Here is a 19,512-nt window from a genome sequence, read left to right as displayed (position 1 = left end):
GAGACCGATTGAGGTTGGTCGCCTCGTGAGGTGTAGCTGCCGAGCCGGGAGCTACAGGGGTACTCAGTAGATATCAGCCCAGCATGTCGTAGCAGCTTCCGCTGGGCGGGTCATGGTGTGCAACTGCCATTCAATGAGCGCCCTTGTGGTGCGCTTTATACTGGCATTGGCAATAGCAACCATGAGCTCAGGTAGCTCATCCGGATTCAGAGCTGCCATATTCTTCTTTTTGGGCTTCTTGAATACTGCCCTGATCCCGCTGAGAGGGTTGGCTTGCACGAGGCCTGAATTGACGGCATAGGTCAGGATTTCATTGAGGCGCTGTGACAACCGCTTAACGGTTTCAAGGCTACCTTTTGTCTCCAGTGGCCGAAGCAGCTCAATCACTTTAGGCGCTGTGATGCTGGAAATTTGCAGATGGCCTAGGTCGGGAAAGACGTGCAACGTCAACGAGCTCCAAATGTCCTCAGCGTATGCCTGGGTGACGCCTTCCTTTTTTAGGTCGAACCAGGCTTCAGCTACCTTTCTCAGGGTGTGCTCGCTGGCGGCCCGCAGTTGCTGCCTGGCGTTGTCACCCTCTTCTTTGGGCCAGACCTTGGGCAATGAGTTGCCTTGCATCAATAGTCAGCTTTCGGACTTGAGCAAGGCTTGTCTCTAGGAAGCTCCCAACCCCATGTTGATGCTTTTTTTGGTTACGGGGTGGTAATAGTTGAAATTCCACAGCCTGGAGCCATTGCTTCTCACTCGCATCTGAAAGCCGTCACCTTCACCTAGCACGCAGTCTGATGCTTTGGGTGCGGCGTTTTTAATCTTGGCTTCGGTGAGGCGTACAGCTTTGGCGCCCATTCTTGGTATTCCATCAGTGGTTTGGTATTCCAAAAAAATAACAGAGGAGGGATGGAATACCATGTGGAATGCCAGGAAGCGTGGCTTCCCATGGACGTCAATGGACGCCTGTTTATCGTAAGTTATTGATTTTTGGTTGATTCAGGCACAAAAAAGGACGTCCGTGGACGCCCTTAGATGTATATTTGGTGGAGCCGGGGGGAGCTGCAATCTATCTTTGCTTGAGCGCTCTATTCCGGGGATCCTAGTCAATTTTCGTGCGAACTCTGGACTTGGTGGATTTCACAAAGTGTGCGGTAGATATTATGGGATCTTGGCTGCGTGTCAAGTATTCAGAGAGGCTCTTAAGAAGCGCTCCACCTGTCAGCAACGGTGTTGCGTTAGTTGTAAATGGCTAGCGCGCACGGCGTTGATCATGCTGCCCTGTTGTGGATATTTTCATCCGCGCTAATGGGTTCAAATCCCTTTTTTGGAGTTGAACTCAGGATCTTTTTTGTGTTGTCCCATGAGGCTAGACGCCATTCGAGCATTGGATTGGGTTGGCGAAGCAAGCGTGGGGGATGCCGTTTCCAAACTTCATAAACTACTACCCGAGAGCGAATGGGGTGCTCTGGTGTCATCTCACCGCTCGTTGCCTATCTGGATGGCGAGTGCAATCTGCGCTCAGTCGAGTTGCACCCACCCTTTTAAGTTGGGCTAGCGGTTAGCTGTAGCCTACTTACCGCCAGACCGGCATCATCTGGAATGGGGCAATTCGATGTGAAAGCCCGTGAGGCCAGCGGCTGAGGTGCACCAGATGCGGCCTTTGTGAGCCTCAATGATGGACCGGGTGATGGCAAGTCCGAGCCCGGCGTTGCTCGGGCTTCCCTCCCGCCGAGCGGGGTCGACCCGGTAAAATCGGTCGAAGAGCTTCTCTAAATGCTCTGAGCTGATTGTGTCCCCTGGGTTCTCGATGCTGAATGTGGTTGAGTCCGCTGCCTGGCGGATCAGAACCGAAATTGTCTTTCCCGCCGGCGTGTAGCGCAGCGCATTAGATAGCAAATTGGATAGCGCGCGATCAAGCATCAGCCGATCCCCCTGCGCTTGGCCTGTGCCTGTGAGCGATAGCTCAATGCCACGCTCTTCGGCTAGGAGGTGGTAGTAGTCAAACAGCTTGTAGACTACGTCAGCCAGTTCGATCCTGGCCTGCTCTGGGATGATTAAGCCATTATCAGCCTTGGCCAAGAACAGCATGTCATCAATCATTCGAGACATGCGCTTCAATTCTTCCAAGTTGGAGTAGAGGTTCTCCTCGTATGCGGTGATGTCGCGCTTATGGCTCAAGACCACCTCAGTATGGGTCATGAGGTTGCTGACGGGCGTTCGTAGTTCGTGTGCGATGTCCGCCGAGAAGTTGGAGAGTCGAATGAAGGCCTCTTCAAGTCGAGCCAGCATCGCGTTGAAGGACAGAACTAACTGCTGAAGTTCTTGCGGTACTGGTTCGAGAGGAATTCGCTCCTGCAATGATCGGGCGGACATCCCGGAGGCCACGCGAGTGACTTGCCGCAGAGGCTTGAGGCCACTGCGAGCTACCACCCAGCCGAGCGCGGCACTGACCAAGGCACTGATGATCAGTCCAATCCAGAACCATCGCTGCAGCGTGTCGAAGAAGTGTGTGTGATTGGTTACGTCGAGAATCAGCAGGGCTGTGAGAGGCTCAGGTTGATCGGCTACCGAGATTTGGGCCGTCATACCGCGGTACATGTGCTGGCCGTTCTGCCACTCCCACATGTTCTGCTCATTTGCGCGCCTGAAGCGCTCAGGCACCTCGACTGCTCTGGGGTCGGAAAATAACACTGTGTCGTCGCTAGCCAGGATGGTGGCCGCCAGGTCCTGATGGGCTCCCAGCAAGGCCCGCAACTGCGGTAATTCTTCCGAAAGGCTCGCTTCACCGCGGGCATTGTTGAGGAGATGTTTGGTAGATTCGAGTTTCTCCACCAGGGCCTGCCGATCCAGCATCTTGAAATGGTGCTGACTGAGCATATTGAAACTCAGCCCTGCTACCGTCAGGACTGCAATTACCGCGGACATGAACATCAAGCTCATGCGTGCGGTCAGCGAAAGGTGCTTCATATTCACTCCGGAGCATCCATCATGTACCCCATGCCGCGGGCGGTATGAATCAGCTTGAGATCGAAATCGTCATCGATTTTTGCGCGTAGCCGGCGTACCGCGACCTCAATGACATTGGTGTCGCTGTCGAAGTTCATGTCCCAAACCTGAGAGGCAATCAGCGACTTCGGGAGCACTTCACCGCGTCGGCGCAGCAGTAACTCCAGTAGTGAAAATTCCTTCGCCGTCAGGTCAATTCTTTTCCCGCCCCGGACAGCACGTCGCTTCATCAGATCGACTTCCAGATCGGCAATTTTCATGGTGGTCTGCGTCGGCGAACCATTACCTCTGCGCAACAGCGTTCTGACCCTGGCCAGAAGCTCTGAGAAAGCAAATGGCTTGATCAGGTAGTCGTCCGCACCCAGCTCCAACCCTTTAACGCGGTCTTCCACACCATCGCGTGCCGTCAAGAACAGTACAGGGACGTCTTTTCCTGCTGCGCGCAACATGCGCAGCACTTCCCAACCGTCCAGCCCAGGCATCATTACATCCAGAATTAGCAGGTCATAGGCTTCGCTAATTGCATGCTGAAGGGCATCTGTACCGGTCATAACCCGGTCGACATTGAACCCAGCCTCGGTTAGACCTTGCTGGAGGTACGTACCGGTTTTGGGTTCGTCTTCAGCTACCAGTAGTTTCATGTGTGCATACTCCAAAAGTCGGTTGGCCTGAGTTTGCAGGCAAACCGCGGCCCCAACCAGAAGCTTACGAAAATGTAATTCTGACTTCAGCTCACTGACAGGGTGGGCTTGTCTAGGGTGCAAGCATGAGTACTAGGTTGTGCTCTCGGCCCCCGACAGACCAAAAGCAGAGGTGCCGGCCATAGTTTGCACTGATGGAGACTGCCCATGAAATCGCTGAAACCTTTGCTTCTGGTTGGTTCGCTACTGCTGTCTTCCATGGCTTGGGCCGAAGGGGGCAGCGACCGTGTATTCGAGCGCATCCAGCAGATGCGCGACAAAGCAGAAGCCGTGCTGATCCAGGCGGAGAAGGCCTCGGTCGGCGAGCGGCATGTGCACATGAAGGAGCATATGAACATGCTCGAAGACATCATGAGCCAGCTGCACAACGAACATCCCGCGCCAAACATGTCTGCCGAAGAGCATCTGGCCTGGATGGAAAAGCATGACAAGCTGGTAGACGACGTGCTGGGTCAAATGATTCGAGAGCACAAGCTGATGATGGCCGACAAGGAATGCCATCAGTAAAGATTTCCCCCATCTTACAGGCCTTTCGTGATTGCTCCTTCGGCCTAGTGGCGCCTTTATGGCGCCGTGCTTTTTCCCAGCTGACGCAATTGTAGTTTTGGGGTCAGCGGCCTGGCAGCAAGCGGGGAATAGCATGAGATTTCCAGCACCCATCTCGAGGTCTCACCATGAAACGCTTACCCCTTAAACTGCTGATCAGCACTCTGTTCATCAGCACCACCTTTCCGGCATTTGCCGAGGTCGGCGGCAGTAGCAATGGCATTGGGCAGCAGGCCCAGGCGACGCCAGCGACTCGTACCATCTTGGTAAAGATGGACGACATCAACTACAGCCAGAAAACGATCGATGTGAAGCCAGGTGAAACCGTGCGCTTCGTTCTGAAGAACGAGGGCGCGTTGATGCACGAGTTCAACATCGGGCAGGCAGCGTCCCAGCTGGAGCACCAGCGCAAGATGGCGTCCTTGTTCAAGGACGGCACACTGACCCCGACCGGCATGGCCGAGCGCATTGTCTGGCATGAGCGTTATGGCACGGGAGACTCCAACCCTCCAGGCTATCCGGAAGTCATCAAAGCCAAGCATGACGACCCGAACGCGGTTCTCGTCGAGCCCGGCACAACCAAAGAGTTCGTGTGGACCTTCCCTAAGGCGGGCAGTTTGAGCTTCGCCTGTACATTGCCTGGGCATTACCAGGCGGGGATGGTCGGTGAGTTTGCTCTGCGTTAGTCCGGCATCGGTGCTACCCGTTGGCCGCGAGCTGGGTAGCACCGATCTGACGAACCTTACTGCGATGTAGTTTTCACGTCAGCGTACCGCCAGCTGCACCTCATTAGCATCGGGACTCATCCCTCCTCAACACCTCAGAGGCACACCATGAAACTCAGACCCGCTTTCATAATCACCACCCTTGGCTTGCTGCTCAGTGCTGCCAATGCGCTGGCCAGCCCGGGCCACAAGAAAGACAGTATTGGGCAACCGGGAGACGGTCAGGCAGTAGATCGCACCATCGAAGTCCGGATGGGGGACATCTTCTTCGAACCCAAAGCAATGGAGATCAAAGCAGGCGAGACAGTTCGCTTCGTCCTGAAAAATGACGGTGCACTGCTACACGAATTCAATCTTGGCAAAGCGGCATCCCATGCCGCGCACCAGAAAGAGATGGCCGCGATGTTTCAGAACGGCACGCTGTCCCCTACAGGTGCACATGACATGAGCAATATGGGCCATGCCATGGGCGGCATGAAGATGGTCGGTATGGAACACGATGACCCCAACAGTGTTCTTGTCGAACCTGGAGCACGCGAAGAGTTGATCTGGACCTTCTCCGCCGCCACCGAACTGGAGTTCGCCTGCAATATTCCAGGACATTATCAGTCGGGAATGGTCGGTAAGGTGACCGTACGCTGACGTTTATTGATACTCGTAAACTCCGTCCAGTCTGAGACACCTATACTGATCCGGCCGCCATTGAAACGAGGCTATTGTCGTGGACCATACCCATCACACCAGTACCACTGAGCCGCCTTTTTGGAAGAGCAAGATTGGCATTGCGCTGATCATGCTGGCCGTAATCGGCATCTTCTATGTAGCGCGTGAGCATTACGGTCATCTTTCGCAGGCCCTGCCGTACCTCATCCTGCTGCTATGCCCGCTGATGCATCTGTTTGGCCACAATCACGGCGGGCACTCCCACTCCAGCAGCACCGCTGTTTCCAAGGACGAAGAAAGGACATAGATCGCATGCAAAAGACCTCCTGCCATCATGACCAGGATCATTCACATAACTCGCACGCCCACTCCGAGAGCCAGCGCGACCCGGTGTGTGGCATGGAGGTCAAACCTGATGGCCCTTATCGCGAGAGCTTTGAAGGGAAGGCCTATCATTTCTGCAGTGCGAAGTGCCTAGAGAAATTCCAAGCAGATCCTCATCAGTACATGAGCCATCAGTCTCATGGGGAGCATCACCAGCACGCGACTCCAGCACCCACATCGACACCTGTAGGTGCTGAATACACCTGCCCGATGCATCCAGAAATCCGTCAACCGGCTCCCGGAAACTGCCCGATCTGCGGGATGACGCTGGAACCTGTCATCCCGGAGCTGGAAGAGGAGGAAAATCCAGAGCTGAAGGACTTCTCGCTGCGGTTCTGGTGGACCCTACCGTTGACCGTCATCGTGACCGTATTGGCGATGGCCGGCCATTCCTTGCAACTGTTTCATGGCACGACCCAGAACTGGGTCGAGCTGGCTCTGGCGACGCCCGTGACGCTATGGGGTGGCTGGGTATTCTTCACCCGCGGCATTGACTCCATCCGCCACCGCAGCCCCAACATGTGGACCCTGATCGGTTTGGGAACGGCCGCTGCCTACCTCTACAGCGTGGCCGCTACCTTGGTTCCGCAGTGGTTTCCGGCGGCTTTTGCCCAGGACGGACGTATCGGCGTCTATTTTGAAGCAGCCGCGGTGATTATCTCACTCACGCTGTTGGGCCAAATGCTCGAACTCAAGGCCCGCTCGCAGACTTCGGCAGCCATCAAGTCACTGCTGAGGCTGGCACCAAAGACTGCGCGTCGCATCAAGCCCGATGGCCAGGAAGAAGATATTCCGCTGACACATGTCCATCAGGGCGACCACCTACGTGTCCGGCCGGGAGAGAAAGTCCCGGTGGACGGTACGGTTCTAGAGGGGGAGAGCGCCGTCGACGAGTCGATGCTTACCGGAGAACCGTTACCCGTGACCAAGCGGGTAGGGGATGCCCTTATCGGTGCCACCCTGAACACCCACGGCAGCCTGGTGATGGAGGCGCAGAAGGTCGGTGCCGAGACCATGCTGTCGCAGATCGTTCAGATGGTGGCCAGAGCCCAACGTTCCAAGGCCCCCATGCAGCGTATGGCTGATGCGGTGGCAGGGTATTTCGTGGTCGGGGTGATCCTGATCGCGATTCTGACCTTCTTCGGCTGGGGGCTATTAGGGCCGGAATCAGGCTGGGTATTTGGCCTGATCAATGCGGTGGCGGTGCTAATCATTGCGTGTCCCTGCGCTCTGGGTCTGGCAACCCCGATGTCCGTCATGGTTGCGACTGGCAAGGCCGCTAGCAGCGGTGTGTTGTTCCGCGATGCCAGCGCCATCGAAAATCTATGCAAGATCGACACGCTCATCGTCGACAAGACTGGAACCCTGACTGAGGGGCGTCCCGTATTTCATAGTGCGGAAGGGACAGGCGGTTACGACTCCAATGAAGTGCTGCGCCTGGCTGCTAGTCTCGACCAGGGTAGTGAGCACCCGCTGGCTCATGCCATCGTCGATCATGCGCGCGGTCAGGGCATTGCACTGGTCAAACCGGACACTTTCGAATCTGGCTCGGGTATTGGTGTGCGCGGCCAGGTCGATGACCATCAGCTGCAGCTCGGCAACACCGCACTGATGGACGAGGCGGGCGTCGATATTACCCCGCTGCGCAATCGCGCCGAGCAACTGCGTCTGGAAGGCATCAGCATCATCTATTTGGCCGTTGATGGTCGCCTGGCGGGACTCCTGGCCGTTTCCGATCCGATCAAGCCTACTTCTCAACAGGCTGTCTCCAAGCTTCAAAGCGAAGACGTAAAGGTCATCATGGCCACTGGTGATGGCCTCACCACAGCAAGAGCCGTGGCGAAGCAGCTCGGAATCGAGGAAGTGCATGGTGAGGTCAAACCGCAGGATAAGGAGAAACTGGTCGCCGATTTGCAGGGCTATGGCCGTCGTGTCGCCATGGCGGGTGACGGCATCAACGATGCGCCCGCCCTGGCCAGATCTGACGTAGGTATCGCCATGGGCACCGGTACCGATGTGGCGATGAACAGCGCCCAAGTGACGCTGGTCAAGGGAGATCTGATGGGCATCCTGCGAGCGCGCACCCTGTCAGTGGCAACCGTGAAAAACATGAGGCAGAACCTCGCCTTTGCGTTCCTCTACAACGCGATGGGAATCCCGCTAGCAGCGGGGCTGCTGTACCCGCTGACGGGGCATCTTCTGTCGCCCTTGATTGCTGCGCTGGCGATGAGTGTCAGCTCGGCGTCGGTGGTCTTCAATGCTCTGAGGTTGAAATCAACGGACATCGGATAGGCTTCCATACCACCGACCAGGTGATTATTCAGAAGCGCATCTGACCGGAAAATGCCGTACGGTAGTTTCCGGTCCGACCTATCTGTCGCAACACATAGTGACGAGGTGACGTTCGATGGACTGTTGCCGCTGCGGGTAGGAGACTGGTCGTCGTTAACCCATGAGGACTCTCCGTGGCCCGCATTCGCAGACTGATTATCAGCAACTTCCGATCTATCCAGGCGCTCGACTGGGTGCCGGCCTCAGGAATTAACTGCCTCATAGGTCCTGGCGATAGTGGAAAGTCCAGCATTCTAGATGCGATTGACCTTTGCGTCGGTGCCCGCCGGGGCGGCACGTTCGGCGACATGGACTTCTTCGCTCTGAACGTCGAAACACCCATCACCATCAGTGTGACGCTTGGCGATTTGCCGGTATCGCTGATGGATATCGATGTTTACGGCGAGTTCTTGCGTGGATTCAATCCAGGAACGGGAGAAGTCGAAGACGAACCGCGAGCGGGGCTGGAGACCGTTATCACCTTGCTCCTGCAAGTTGGTGCCGATTTGGAACCTACCTGGACACTTTTTTCTGAGCGTGCGGAGCAGCAGCAACTCGAACGCACTCTTCCCTGGAAGGAACGAGCGGCACTAGCACCCGCCCGTATCGGCAGCTTTGCGAGTTCGAACTTGTCGTGGAGTCGTGGCTCAGTGCTCAATCGACTTACCGATGAGCGCGCCGAGCTTGGTGCTGAACTGGCGCGCGCCGCTAGGCAAGCAAGAGCGAACTTTGGCAATCAAGCAGCCGAACATCTGACCCAGACGCTTGAGGTCGTGCAACGCACAGCACAGCATCTTGGCGTTTCGGTCGGGGCTATGCCTCAGGCGCTCCTTGACGCACATTCTGTGTCGATTGGCGAGGGGGCGATCGCGCTGCACAGTGAAACAGGTATTCCGCTGCGCTCCCTTGGCACGGGCTCGTCACGCTTGCTAGTGGCAGGGCTTCAAAGGGCTGCGGCCAGCGCCGCGCCAATTGCCCTGGTTGATGAGGTGGAATATGGGCTTGAACCTCATCGGCTCATGCGATTCTTGGACTCCCTGGGCGCAAAGTACGCTGCCGCTCCGCTGCAGGTCTTCATGACGACTCACTCACCGATCGCGCTGCGCGAATTGTCCGGCAGCCAGTTATTCGTTGTTCGGTCTGGGCCTCAACGCCACAGCGTTATGGCGGCAGGGGAGGCCAACGAAGTACAAAGTACCCTTCGGAAGGACCCAGAGGCATTCCTCGCCAAATCCATTATCGTTTGCGAGGGTGCCAGCGAGGTTGGCTTCGCGCGTGGCCTTGACCAATGGTGGGGCAGCCTTGGCGCTACCTCATTCCTGGCTCATGGTGGCGCTTATGTGGACGCCGGCGGGGGAAGTCCCGATAACAGTCTTATCCGTGGAACGGCACTTCAGAACCTAGGCTATCGCGTGATGGTTTTTGTAGACGCCGACAAACCTTCGACCGCAGGGCTACCTGAAGCATTCTTGGCCGCAGGCGGACAAATTCTGACATGGCGACCAGGTCTCACTCTGGAGGACGAGATCTTCCGCCATCTCAGTGACCAAGCACTCGATGCTCTTCTGGCGAAAGCCGAAACAATAGTGGGTGCAGAGCTGATGAATGCGCACATCCAGACGAAGTCCCAAGGACGTGTGACACTACATGACATCAAAGCTGAAAGACTTATTCAGGGCTACTTGCCCGCGACGCGAGAGCTTTTGGGAGCCGCATCTCGTATCCGCAACAGCGGGTGGTTCAAGTCGTTGACAACCTATCAGGAGGTTGCAAGGGACATCGTCGGCCCGTCTCTACAGAACGCCGACCCGGGCTTCATGGCAGTCACGAATCAGCTCTGGACGTTTACAAGTGCCCCTTGAGATCGATCTTTTCGCTATTGAGCGTGGCTCCATAACAGCCCCCGCAGGTTGTGGAAAAACGCAATTGATTGCCGAGACGCTCATCGCGCATAGGCAGAGCAAACCCATACTCGTACTGACGCACACGAACGCAGGCGTTGCGGCCTTACGGGCACGCCTGAGACGAGCCGGCGTTCCTAACTCCGCATATCGAGTCTCCACCATTGATGGATTCTCGATGCGCCTCATCGCTAAGTTCCCAGCGCGAAGCGGCCATAACCCACAGATCTTACAGCTCCACCAGCCCAACACCGACTACCCGGCAATTCGGCACGCCGCCATGCTGTTACTGCAGGCAGGCCACCTTGCTCAGCCTCTCCGTGCCACTTACGCGCGCTTGCTTGTCGACGAATACCAGGACTGCAACGTCGTCCAGCACGCCATCGTGTCAGGTTTGGCCCAGGTGCTACCAACCTGCGTGCTCGGTGACCCAATGCAAGCCATCTTCGACTTCCGTGGCAATCGACTAGTGCATTGGGCGAATGAGGTGCAGCCCCTGTTCCCCGCGGCGGGAGAGCTGAGGATACCCTGGCGCTGGCGGCTGGCCGGAGCTGAGAACCTTGGGCAGTGGCTGCTCGCCATACGGCAACAACTTCAAGCTGGCCAGCCGGTGGACCTGCGCACGGCTCCGGCAGAAGTGCGCTGGGTGCAGCTCAACGCCGGGACCGAAGTCAAGCAGCGGCTGGTGGCCGCGAGAACCGAGTCACCCAACGCTCGGGGCAGCGTCCTCATCATCGGGGACTCCATCAACGTGCAAGGTCGCCATCAGCTCACGAGCCAGACACCCGGCGCCATGGCCGTCGAAGCCGTCGACCTAAGGGACCTCGTCAACTTCGCCAGGAACTTTAACCTGCAGGGTGCCAATGCTCTGGCACAACTTGCGGAATTTGCTTCAAGCGTGATGACGGGGGTGGGTGCAGCAAACCTGCGAACGCGTGTGGAGTCTCTGCGCACAGGACGTGCCCGAACGCCACCGACCCCGGCCGAGGCCGAGGCCGTCGCATTCGTCGGGGAGCCAACACCGCAGCGAGCACTCCTTGTGCTCAACGCCCTCGCCGAACAGCCGGGGGCACGGGTGTACCGACCGGAAGTTCTGCACTGCTGCCGGTCCGCTATGCAAGCTGTGGCGGGAGGTACAGCCGACTTTCTGAGTGCAGCCATTCAAGCGCGAGAACGCAATCGACACCTTGCCCGCCCCATCGCAAGACGCTCGGTAGGCAGCACATTACTTCTCAAGGGGCTCGAGGCGGATGTCTCGGTTGTTCTGCATCCTGAACTTATGACCGCTCAGAATCTGTATGTCGCCCTGACGAGGGGCGCAAGGCACGTAGTGGTGTGTTCATCGAACCCCATCCTGATGCCTGTGAACAACGGCTGAGCCTTATTGTTGCGTTTGCGCACTTGACCTTGCCATCGTGTCAAGGTCGATACTGTCTGTGCGGTAACTTGAGCCGCGGACGAAATGAGGTGAGAGAGATGTTCAGCCTGAATGTTTCGGGTATGGGTTGTGGCAGCTGCGTCAGCAAAATCACGAAGGCCATCCAGACGCTGGATCAGGACGCACGCGTAGAGGTGGATCGGGCAGCCGGCAAGGTCACTGTAGAGAGCACAGAAAGTGCCGAATCGATCCGCGAGCTGATCCAGGAGCTTGGTTATGCGGCCCAGGTCAGCGCTTGAGCGCTGGCCTGCCGACCGACTAAATCTCCAGTTCTGAGAGCTCTTTCAGCCCGTGGATACTGGTGACCTCGTTAGTAATACCTTCTTCCCCATCTCGGCCGCGAAGCCAGTTTGAGTGATTGCCTGGCTCGCGCATTTCCAGCGTGTCATAGGAGTAGCGCTTTCGCTTGAACAGGCTTTTCAATGCGGCGAACTCGTGGCTTTTCTCGTCTTCTATTCCGACGACTTTTCCTACAAGCGCCTCCCAATGACCTACGCCGTCGGCCAGCATCGCCTGGTAAGTCTCTGGGTCCAGCAAGGCTTGCTGTTTGAAATGAATGATGCGGTGTGTCATAGACGCGCTCGGGAGTGGCCAAAGAGAAGTCGCTAGCCTATAGGTTCCGGGTCATTCGTGAATAGTTGCCCTGAGCTTTAGCAAACCTTCGTTGACCCACAATTTCAACCAAGTTGCGGCCTGCAGGGGGGCTTGCTCTCCATGTATTGCGCTCAATGACTCGCAGAGTTCGGCGAACGATCCACCCTCGACGAAAAACCGCAATGCTGACGCCTCTTCTGGCTCCAGGCTTCGGTACTGGCATACGAGGTTATGACGCCAGACCAGACAGTCTCGATTCCCGGCTGGTTGGGTGGCAACGGGAAGCAGATCCCCAGACTTGGCAGCCTTCCACAGCGCCAGGGTGTTGTACTGCAATCGCAGCCATCTGGCAGATGGAGTCAGGGAAACCCTGAATGAAACCCAGTCTTCAGCCGAAAACTCACTGATGGCCTGCAGTGAAAGCGCTTCGACGTCCTGCGCATCGAAAGCCAGTGTAAAAGTCCACTCAAGCTCCGCGAGTTCGCGAATCGGTGAAAGTTGAGGTTCCGCAATGTAGCTGCCAATAAACTCGGGCAGCTTCTCACCAAGCCAGCGAATGCTGAAATGCCGTGGTGGCCAGGCGGTGAAATAGGCCAGTGCGAGTTGCTCGAACGACTCTTCTCCCAGCCATTGCTGCAGCGCCGGGAAATCCTCGCGCAGCACCGCCAGCAGGCGCGAGCGATAGGCGTTATGGTAGATCCGCAGGCCTTCGAGGGCACTCAGCGCAGTGCAACCCCGGACTTGCTCCAAAAGCTCGTTGGAGGGCAGGGCACCATCTGTCAGGTAAGTTTCAAATGCAGTCTGTAAGGCGCTCAGGCTCAAAGGGTTGCCCTCGATATCACGCCATTGGCGATAGCTCGGGCATGCTCCAACTCGGATAACAGATCCTCGAACGGTGGAAAATGATCATCCCGCTCGATCAACGTCGACGTTGGACCCAAGTAGCTCAAAGTCTTGCTGTAGAGCGCCCAAACCGGGTCAGCGATGGGCTGGTCGTGGGTGTCGATGAGGTATTGCCCGTAATCGCTATGCCCGGCCAGATGAATTTGACGAATCCGCTCGTGCGGCAATTCCAAGATGAACTGCCATGGGTCAAAATCCTGATTTCGTGCGCTGACGTAGACGTTGTTCACGTCAAGGAGCAATTCGCAACCGGTCAGGAAACTCAGTTCCGAGAGAAACTGCGATTCGCTCATGCTGGACGTCTTCCACTGCACGTAAGAGGAAACGTTCTCCAGCACAATGGGACGTTCCAGAACATCCTGCACTAGACGCACCCGCGCGGCGACATGCAGCAGGCTTTCTTGGGTAAATGGCAGCGGCAGCAGGTCGTGGAGTTGATGGGCGTTGCCGCGACTCCAGCACAAGTGGTCGGAAACCCACTGGGGCTGTATCCGGTCCGCCAGTTGCTTGAGCTGTCGTAGGTAGCCCATGTCCAGGTTATGTGAACCGCCGATCGACAGCGATACTCCGTGCATCACCAACGGGTATTGCTCGCCAATCGCATCGAGAAAGTAGAGGGCCTTGCCACCGCCCACCAGGTAATTCTCGGAAATGATCTCAAACCAGTCGACCGCAGGTCGCTGTTCAAGAATCTGCTGGTAATACTCACTGCGAAGGCCAAGACCGAACCCCAGTGTTTTGTGCTTACTCATTCAAGACTCCAGCAGGGGAGTGGCAGGCACTCCCCGCAACGGCATTATTCGCTGGTCTTACCACCGGCCTCATCGCACTTGGCCTGAGTCATCAGCTTGAAACCCTGGCCTTTACATTCTCCCTGGCCTTTGCAGGCATTTTTGGCGGTCATGCAGTCGTTCTGGCCCTTGCAACCGTTGACGCCGAAGCACTTCACTTCAGCTGCTTTGGTGTCCTGGGCGGCCTGGACAGGCAGGGTAGCAAACAGGCTGGCGGCCACGAGAGCCAGAGCGGCACCGGTAGCGACGTTGGATTTATTCGACATAGTGACAATGTCTCTTAATTGTTGGTGGTCTTATCCGCGGGTGCGAATGACCCTGAGTAGCTTAGGCATCGCTGCCGAGCATGCCCTCTCAAGAAATTCGCAAGGCTTTATGAGGGCATGAAAGACAGTACCGAGCCTTCTGGATGGGCTACAAGAAAGAAATAGCAACCTGACAGAACCGTAATGTTCGACTCAGGTTGCTGACAGGCCCTCTTAGTTAACGTGACATCGAGCCTAAAGCTCGGCCTCTGCAGTTGCAGGGACCACTTAACTTACGAGGAATACCCAAAATGAAATCGATCAAAGCTCTGCTTGTAGTTACTGCTCTGAGCATCTCCAGCTTGGCAATGGCTGAAGGTGGTGCTGACCGAATCTTCGCGCGCATGGAGCAGGCACGCCAGACGTCTCTGGAGGCCTACCGGGTGGCCCAGCAGCAGAAAGTTGAGGCTCCTGTAGCCAGCAGTCCAACCGAGCAAGCAGAGCACACCAACTGCTGAAGTCATCTACCTTACAGAAATGTAATCACCCGGATGGTTGGGATATGGCAGTTTCATACTGCTCATCGTCGGTAAGGCATTGTGCAATGCACCGACGTGGAAAGTTGAGGGGTAAATCCCCGACATTGAAGCAGCCATGAACCCGAGACCGGGCACACCATCACCGGCTCATTTGACGGATTGGACAAAACGGCATGCAAAGCAAAACCTCAAGGCGCACCTTCGTCAAAGGCCTGGCAGCCACCGGTATTATCGGCGGACTTGGCCTGTGGCGCACGCCGGTCTGGGCGGTGAACAGCCCCGGCCAGCCCAACGTACTGACTGGTAACGAATTCGACCTATTCATCGGTGAAACCCCGGTGAACATCACCGGCGCAGCGCGCACGGCCATGACCATCAACGGCTCGCTCCCTGGGCCGATTCTTCGTTGGCGCGAAGGCGATACCGTCACATTGCGCGTGCGCAACCGCCTCAAGGAGGACACCTCCATCCATTGGCACGGCATCATCCTGCCGGCGAACATGGATGGCGTTCCTGGCCTGAGCTTCCATGGCATCGCCCCTGATGGCATGTATGAGTACAAGTTCAAGGTCAACCAGAACGGCACCTACTGGTATCACAGCCATTCTGGGCTCCAGGAGCAGGTCGGCGTATACGGTGCGCTGGTCATCGATGCCAAGGAGCCCGAGCCCTTCAGTTACGACCGTGATTACGTCGTGTTGCTGAGCGACTGGACGGATGAAAATCCAACGCGGGTACTGGCCAAGCTCAAGAAACAGTCGGACTACTACAACCAGCACAAACGCACCGTTGGTGACTTCATCGATGACGTAAGCGAGATGGGTTGGTCCGCCGCCGTAGCCGACCGTAAGATGTGGGCCGAGATGAAGATGAGCCCGACGGATCTCGCTGACGTCAGTGGCTACACCTACACCTACCTGATGAATGGCCAGGCACCCAATGGCAACTGGACCGGCATATTCAAACCAGGCGAAAAGATCCGCCTGCGCTTCATCAACGCCTCGGCGATGACCTATTTCGATGTGCGCATCCCGGGCCTGAAGATGACGGTAGTCGCGGCCGATGGTCTGCACGTCAAACCGGTCAGCGTCGACGAGTTCCGTATCGCCGTGGCCGAGACCTACGACGTGATCGTCGAACCAGACAGCGAACAGGCGTATACCGTGTTTGCACAATCCATGGATCGCACTGGCTATGCGCGCGGCACCCTTGCTGTACAGGAGGGGTTGAGTGCACCAGTACCCAGCCCCGACCCGCGTCCGCTGATTGCCATGGGCGACATGGGTATGGATCACGGCAGCATGGGCGGTATGGATCACGGGAACATGGCCGGGATGGATCAGGGCAATATGGCGGGAATGGATCATGGCAGCATGCAGGGTGGCATGGCTGGTATGGATCACAGCCAGATGGCCGGAATGGATCATTCAAATATGGCTGGCATGGCTGGCAACATGCAGGCACACCCGGCCTCAGAGACCAACAATCCTTTGGTCGACATGCAGACCATGACGCCGACGCACAAGCTGGACGACCCAGGTATCGGCCTGCGTGATAACGGCCGGCGCGTGCTGACGTACTCTGACCTGCGCAGCACCTTCCCTGATCCGGACGGGCGTGAGCCAAGTCGCACCATCGAGCTGCACCTCACCGGGCATATGGAGAAATTCTCCTGGTCCTTCGATGGAATCAAGTTCTCTGACGCCGAGCCTCTACGCCTCAAGTACGGCGAGCGTGTTCGCATCACGCTGGTCAACGACACCATGATGACTCACCCGATCCATCTTCATGGCATGTGGAGTGATCTGGAGGATGCGAACGGCAATTTCCTGGTGCGTAAACACACCATCGACATGCCGCCAGGTTCCAAGCGCAGCTATCGGGTGACCGCCGATGCGTTGGGGCGTTGGGCCTATCACTGCCACCTGTTGCTCCACATGGAAACGGGCATGTTCCGTGAAGTCCGTGTGGATGAGTAAAGGAGATTTCTGATGAGTACTTTTATGAAGCGTAATGCCCTGTTTGGCAGCGCAGCGATGTTCAGTCTTTTGGCTGTTCTGCACGCGCCGACGTCATTGGCAGGTGAGGGACACAGCGAGCACGAACAACATGCTGCCGAGTCGGCTGCGCCCGACGCCAGTGACAAGCCTGCAGATCAATCGAAAGGCAAGGCCGCTGGCCATCAGATGGATCATGGCGCCATGGATCATGAGGGTATGAACCATGACGATATGGGGCACGAGGAGATGATGGATAAGCATGGCGGCACCGAAGCCGAAGCAGGTTCGAACCATGACCACTAGGTTTTCACGCCCGTCCCTCATAGCGCTGGCCGTGTCGCTGAGTGCACTCAGCGGCGGCGTTACCCAGGCTGCGGAAGAAATGGATCATTCGGCAATGGGGCACGGCTCCATGTCGATGGACCACAGCCAGATGGGCCACGGTTCCGCCAAAGCGCCGATGGAGGGCATGGATCACAGCAAGATGGATCATGGTGCCATGCAGAGCGAATCGGGCAGCATGGACCATAGCCAGATGGGCCACAGCCAGAGCCAAGAGAAGGCCCCAGCCATGGACCACAGCAAGATGGGACACGGCACCATGCAGGGACAGATGGAGGGCATGGATCATTCGAAGATGAACCATGGCTCCGCTGAAGCCCCGAGAACTACCAGTCGTACGCCGATTCCCGTTCTGACGGATGCTGATCGCCAAGCGGCTTTCCCGCCACTGCCTGGCCACAAGGTGCATGACAGCGCCATCAACAGCTTTTTCCTGCTCGATCAGCTCGAATACCAAGACGCAGATGAGGGCAGCACCCTGGCCTGGGATGCGTCGGGTTGGGTAGGCGGTGATATCAACCGGGTCTGGTTCCGCTCCGAAGGCGAGCGTACCAACGGCGTTACCGAGGACGCTGAATTACAGCTGCTGTACGGCCGCTCGATCGGCCCTTGGTGGGATGTCGTCGCGGGCGTTCGCCAGGACTTTAAACCGGAGTCGCCGCAGACTTGGGCTGCCTTCGGTATCCAGGGCATGGCGCTTTACGCCTTTGAGGCCGAAGCCACGGCCTTCGTCGGCGAGAATGGCCAAACTGCTGCCCGACTGGAGGGCGAGTACGACATTCTGCTGACCAACCGGCTGATTCTCCAGCCAACTGCCGAAATGAACTTCTACGGCAAGAACGATCCTGAGCGAGGTGTGGGGTCTGGGTTGGCAAATACCGAGCTCGGCTTGCGTCTGCGTTACGAGATTGTCAGGGAGTTTGCCCCCTATATCGGGGTTTCCTGGAGCCGCTCCTATGGCAACACGGCAGACATGGTGCGCGACGAGGGCGGTGATGTAGACGAGGCGCGTTTTGTCGCCGGTATCCGGATGTGGTTTTGAGAACCTGACATGAAAAGAACAATTAAAACTTTGGTGGCGGCCGGCGTGGTCGGTAGCACAGCTGTCCTGGCCGGCGCCTACTTTGGCGTGGTCAACGTGGGGGCCGACGATCCCCATTTTCCTGCAGTGCATGCGTTTCTCACGATGGCCCGTGACCGCTCTATCGAAGTCCGTTCGCGGGACATCGAGGTTCCCAACCTAGATGATCAAGCTCTTATTCGCGCCGGTGCGGGCAACTACAACTCCATGTGTATCGGCTGTCATTTGGCGCCAGGTGTGGCGGAGACCGAGCTAAGCCAATCGCTTTATCCTGCGCCCCCCAACCTCGCCAAGATCGGTGTCGATGGCAATCCGTCAGCAGCGTTCTGGGTGATCAAGCATGGCATCAAGGCAACGGGTATGCCTGCGTGGGGCAAGAGCATGGGAGACGAGTACATCTGGGGCATGGTTGCCTTCCTCAACCAACTGCCGACGATGGATGCCAAGCAATACCAAACACTCGTCGCATCCAGTGGCGGCCATCAGCACGGTGGTGGGGAAACGCAGATGCATAACCATGAAGGACAGCACGGCGACAACAAGCCTGGCCATCATGACAATAGTGGCGGTGGCGATGACCATCATGGATCAGGTGATGCTGGAGAGCCTGGTCATCACGATGCCGCGGCTACGGATAGCGAGGGTGGCTCCGCACCTAAGGCAGGTCACCATTCGGATATGAGTGGCGATGACCACCATGCTGGGGATGAGGCGTCGTCCAACGGAGGTGATCATCACGCCGAGCAGGCTCCGAACGCCTCGCCCAAGACCCACACCCACGCCGATGGCAAAGAGCACGTACATGAAAGCTAAATATCTGGCCTTACTGGCCGCTCTCTCCGTCACGTCTGCGGTTCAAGCAGCTGATGCCCTGACGATTGATGTCCATCGTGATGCCAATTGCGGATGTTGCAAGAAGTGGATTTCACACCTCGAAGCGAATGGCTTCAAAGTCGTCGACCATGTTGAAAGCAACATGACAGCAGTGAAGCAAAGACTGGGCGTCGCGCCACGGTTAGCGTCTTGCCACACCGCGGTGATTGACGGCAAGTTCGTCGAAGGTCATGTGCCGGCGGCTCAGGTCATCGAACTCACCAAGCGCGATGATCTGCTGGGCATCGCTGTTCCCGGGATGCCGGCGGGCTCCCCCGGCATGGAAGTCGATGGCGTACAGCATGCCTACCAGGTCATTGGCTTGACCAAGACGGGTTCTGATCAGGTCGTTGCAGAATATCCCGCCCAGTAGTACTGCCTGCCAGCACGGCCGCTTGTGTGTAGTGGCCGACTCATTTTCATACGTCCTTTAACCTAAGTAAAAAAGGCGCCCTAGG

Annotated in this window: 20 protein-coding genes and 1 pseudogene; 14 read left to right on the top strand and 7 right to left on the bottom strand. The window is 57.1% G+C overall.

What is annotated here, in order from left to right:
- Positions 1-69: 69 nt before the first annotated feature.
- The 3 genes and pseudogenes from ASB58_RS14945 to ASB58_RS14930 form a co-directional block, all read right to left on the bottom strand.
- Positions 70-846: pseudogene (locus ASB58_RS14945) on the bottom strand (phage integrase central domain-containing protein); the annotation flags it as partial.
- 735 nt (positions 847-1,581) lie between these two features.
- A complete protein-coding gene (locus ASB58_RS14935) occupies positions 1,582-2,958 on the bottom strand; it encodes a heavy metal sensor histidine kinase (protein WP_172409682.1) in 1,377 nt (458 codons plus the stop codon).
- 2 nt (positions 2,959-2,960) lie between these two features.
- Positions 2,961-3,638 (bottom strand): heavy metal response regulator transcription factor, encoded by a 678-nt coding sequence (locus ASB58_RS14930; RefSeq protein WP_088278078.1) that lies wholly within the window; start codon positions 3,636-3,638, stop codon positions 2,961-2,963.
- 207 nt (positions 3,639-3,845) lie between these two features.
- On the opposite strand from ASB58_RS14930, the gene ASB58_RS14925 reads away from it, so the two are divergent.
- From ASB58_RS14925 to ASB58_RS14890, 8 genes are all read left to right on the top strand, one after another.
- Entirely contained in the window at positions 3,846-4,205 is a 360-nt protein-coding gene (locus tag ASB58_RS14925; protein ID WP_118131425.1) for a co-regulatory protein PtrA N-terminal domain-containing protein, read from the top strand.
- A 167-nt stretch (positions 4,206-4,372) separates the two neighbouring features.
- Positions 4,373-4,930, top strand: coding sequence for a cupredoxin domain-containing protein (locus tag ASB58_RS14920; RefSeq protein ID WP_043242880.1), 558 nt, complete (start codon positions 4,373-4,375; stop codon positions 4,928-4,930).
- A gap of 147 nt (positions 4,931-5,077) precedes the next feature.
- Entirely contained in the window at positions 5,078-5,611 is a 534-nt protein-coding gene (locus tag ASB58_RS14915; RefSeq protein ID WP_003246762.1) for a cupredoxin domain-containing protein, read from the top strand.
- A gap of 79 nt (positions 5,612-5,690) precedes the next feature.
- Positions 5,691-5,939, top strand: coding sequence for a DUF2933 domain-containing protein (locus ASB58_RS14910; RefSeq protein ID WP_003246761.1), 249 nt, complete (start codon positions 5,691-5,693; stop codon positions 5,937-5,939).
- A 5-nt stretch (positions 5,940-5,944) separates the two neighbouring features.
- On the top strand, positions 5,945-8,308 hold the full coding sequence (locus ASB58_RS14905) for a heavy metal translocating P-type ATPase (protein ID WP_012018611.1): 2,364 nt from the start codon (positions 5,945-5,947) through the stop codon (positions 8,306-8,308).
- 173 nt (positions 8,309-8,481) lie between these two features.
- A complete protein-coding gene (locus ASB58_RS14900) occupies positions 8,482-10,209 on the top strand; it encodes an ATP-dependent nuclease (protein ID WP_118131424.1) in 1,728 nt (575 codons plus the stop codon).
- On the top strand, positions 10,199-11,626 hold the full coding sequence (locus ASB58_RS14895) for a UvrD-helicase domain-containing protein (protein ID WP_088278014.1): 1,428 nt from the start codon (positions 10,199-10,201) through the stop codon (positions 11,624-11,626). Before ASB58_RS14900 ends, ASB58_RS14895 begins: the two co-directional genes overlap by 11 nt.
- Positions 11,627-11,724: 98 nt before the next feature.
- A complete protein-coding gene (locus tag ASB58_RS14890; RefSeq protein WP_003139539.1) occupies positions 11,725-11,925 on the top strand; it encodes a heavy-metal-associated domain-containing protein in 201 nt (66 codons plus the stop codon).
- Between the two features lie 19 nt (positions 11,926-11,944).
- Here the strand turns inward: ASB58_RS14890 and ASB58_RS14885 are convergent, their stop codons facing one another.
- From ASB58_RS14885 to bufA2, 4 genes are read right to left on the bottom strand one after another with little or no spacing between them, the layout of a single operon-like run.
- Positions 11,945-12,259 (bottom strand): hypothetical protein, encoded by a 315-nt coding sequence (locus ASB58_RS14885; protein WP_024616822.1) that lies wholly within the window; start codon positions 12,257-12,259, stop codon positions 11,945-11,947.
- 51 nt (positions 12,260-12,310) lie between these two features.
- Positions 12,311-13,102 carry an HvfC/BufC N-terminal domain-containing protein gene (locus ASB58_RS14880; protein WP_088278012.1) on the bottom strand — a complete coding sequence of 264 codons (792 nt, stop codon included), beginning with the start codon at positions 13,100-13,102 and terminating at the stop codon, positions 12,311-12,313.
- The gene (gene bufB, locus ASB58_RS14875) at positions 13,099-13,935 is read right to left on the bottom strand and encodes an MNIO family bufferin maturase (protein ID WP_024616824.1); all 837 of its coding nucleotides are present in this window, start codon (positions 13,933-13,935) and stop codon (positions 13,099-13,101) included. The genes ASB58_RS14880 and bufB overlap by 4 nt, the downstream gene beginning before the upstream one ends.
- A 44-nt stretch (positions 13,936-13,979) precedes the next feature.
- Entirely contained in the window at positions 13,980-14,240 is a 261-nt protein-coding gene (bufA2, locus tag ASB58_RS14870; RefSeq protein WP_004577564.1) for a BufA2 family periplasmic bufferin-type metallophore, read from the bottom strand.
- A gap of 290 nt (positions 14,241-14,530) precedes the next feature.
- Between bufA2 and ASB58_RS14865 the strand changes: the two genes are divergently transcribed.
- The 6 genes from ASB58_RS14865 to ASB58_RS14840 all read left to right on the top strand — a co-directional run bounded on the left by ASB58_RS14865 (position 14,531) and on the right by ASB58_RS14840 (position 19,427).
- On the top strand, positions 14,531-14,737 hold the full coding sequence (locus tag ASB58_RS14865; protein WP_088278008.1) for a co-regulatory protein PtrA N-terminal domain-containing protein: 207 nt from the start codon (positions 14,531-14,533) through the stop codon (positions 14,735-14,737).
- 194 nt (positions 14,738-14,931) lie between these two features.
- Positions 14,932-16,737, top strand: a complete 1,806-nt coding sequence (locus ASB58_RS14860; protein WP_088278006.1) for a copper resistance system multicopper oxidase — start codon at positions 14,932-14,934, stop codon at positions 16,735-16,737.
- 12 nt (positions 16,738-16,749) lie between these two features.
- A complete protein-coding gene (locus ASB58_RS14855; RefSeq protein ID WP_088278004.1) occupies positions 16,750-17,061 on the top strand; it encodes a hypothetical protein in 312 nt (103 codons plus the stop codon).
- Positions 17,051-18,142 (top strand): copper resistance protein B, encoded by a 1,092-nt coding sequence (locus ASB58_RS14850; RefSeq protein ID WP_088278002.1) that lies wholly within the window; start codon positions 17,051-17,053, stop codon positions 18,140-18,142. Before ASB58_RS14855 ends, ASB58_RS14850 begins: the two co-directional genes overlap by 11 nt.
- Before the next feature lie 9 nt (positions 18,143-18,151).
- Positions 18,152-18,994, top strand: coding sequence for a c-type cytochrome (locus tag ASB58_RS14845; protein ID WP_003139525.1), 843 nt, complete (start codon positions 18,152-18,154; stop codon positions 18,992-18,994).
- A complete protein-coding gene (locus tag ASB58_RS14840; RefSeq protein ID WP_003246746.1) occupies positions 18,984-19,427 on the top strand; it encodes a DUF411 domain-containing protein in 444 nt (147 codons plus the stop codon). The genes ASB58_RS14845 and ASB58_RS14840 overlap by 11 nt, the downstream gene beginning before the upstream one ends.
- Positions 19,428-19,512 lie beyond the last annotated feature (85 nt).

The sequence above is a fragment of the Pseudomonas abyssi genome (assembly GCF_003444685.1).
GTDB classification, from domain to species: Bacteria; Pseudomonadota; Gammaproteobacteria; order Pseudomonadales; family Pseudomonadaceae; genus Halopseudomonas; species Halopseudomonas abyssi.
The sequence above is the reverse complement of the archived record's forward strand: the minus strand, read 5'-3'. Positions and strand labels throughout refer to the sequence as shown.

Excerpts from the sequence above, each read along its gene's own strand:
- ASB58_RS14890 (WP_003139539.1), top strand. The coding sequence starts at position 11,725 with ATGTTCAGCCTGAATGTTTCGGGTATGGGTTGTGGCAGCTGCGTCAGC.
- ASB58_RS14920 (WP_043242880.1), top strand. The coding sequence starts at position 4,373 with ATGAAACGCTTACCCCTTAAACTGCTGATCAGCACTCTGTTCATCAGC.
- ASB58_RS14885 (WP_024616822.1), bottom strand. The coding sequence starts at position 12,259 with ATGACACACCGCATCATTCATTTCAAACAGCAAGCCTTGCTGGACCCA.
- bufA2 (WP_004577564.1), bottom strand. The coding sequence starts at position 14,240 with ATGTCGAATAAATCCAACGTCGCTACCGGTGCCGCTCTGGCTCTCGTG.
- ASB58_RS14935 (WP_172409682.1), bottom strand. The coding sequence starts at position 2,958 with ATGAAGCACCTTTCGCTGACCGCACGCATGAGCTTGATGTTCATGTCC.
- ASB58_RS14930 (WP_088278078.1), bottom strand. The coding sequence starts at position 3,638 with ATGAAACTACTGGTAGCTGAAGACGAACCCAAAACCGGTACGTACCTC.
- ASB58_RS14850 (WP_088278002.1), top strand. The coding sequence starts at position 17,051 with ATGACCACTAGGTTTTCACGCCCGTCCCTCATAGCGCTGGCCGTGTCG.
- ASB58_RS14915 (WP_003246762.1), top strand. The coding sequence starts at position 5,078 with ATGAAACTCAGACCCGCTTTCATAATCACCACCCTTGGCTTGCTGCTC.
- ASB58_RS14845 (WP_003139525.1), top strand. The coding sequence starts at position 18,152 with ATGAAAAGAACAATTAAAACTTTGGTGGCGGCCGGCGTGGTCGGTAGC.
- ASB58_RS14855 (WP_088278004.1), top strand. The coding sequence starts at position 16,750 with ATGAGTACTTTTATGAAGCGTAATGCCCTGTTTGGCAGCGCAGCGATG.
- ASB58_RS14840 (WP_003246746.1), top strand. The coding sequence starts at position 18,984 with ATGAAAGCTAAATATCTGGCCTTACTGGCCGCTCTCTCCGTCACGTCT.
- ASB58_RS14905 (WP_012018611.1), top strand. The coding sequence starts at position 5,945 with ATGCAAAAGACCTCCTGCCATCATGACCAGGATCATTCACATAACTCG.
- ASB58_RS14860 (WP_088278006.1), top strand. The coding sequence starts at position 14,932 with ATGCAAAGCAAAACCTCAAGGCGCACCTTCGTCAAAGGCCTGGCAGCC.
- ASB58_RS14925 (WP_118131425.1), top strand. The coding sequence starts at position 3,846 with ATGAAATCGCTGAAACCTTTGCTTCTGGTTGGTTCGCTACTGCTGTCT.
- bufB (WP_024616824.1), bottom strand. The coding sequence starts at position 13,935 with ATGAGTAAGCACAAAACACTGGGGTTCGGTCTTGGCCTTCGCAGTGAG.
- ASB58_RS14865 (WP_088278008.1), top strand. The coding sequence starts at position 14,531 with ATGAAATCGATCAAAGCTCTGCTTGTAGTTACTGCTCTGAGCATCTCC.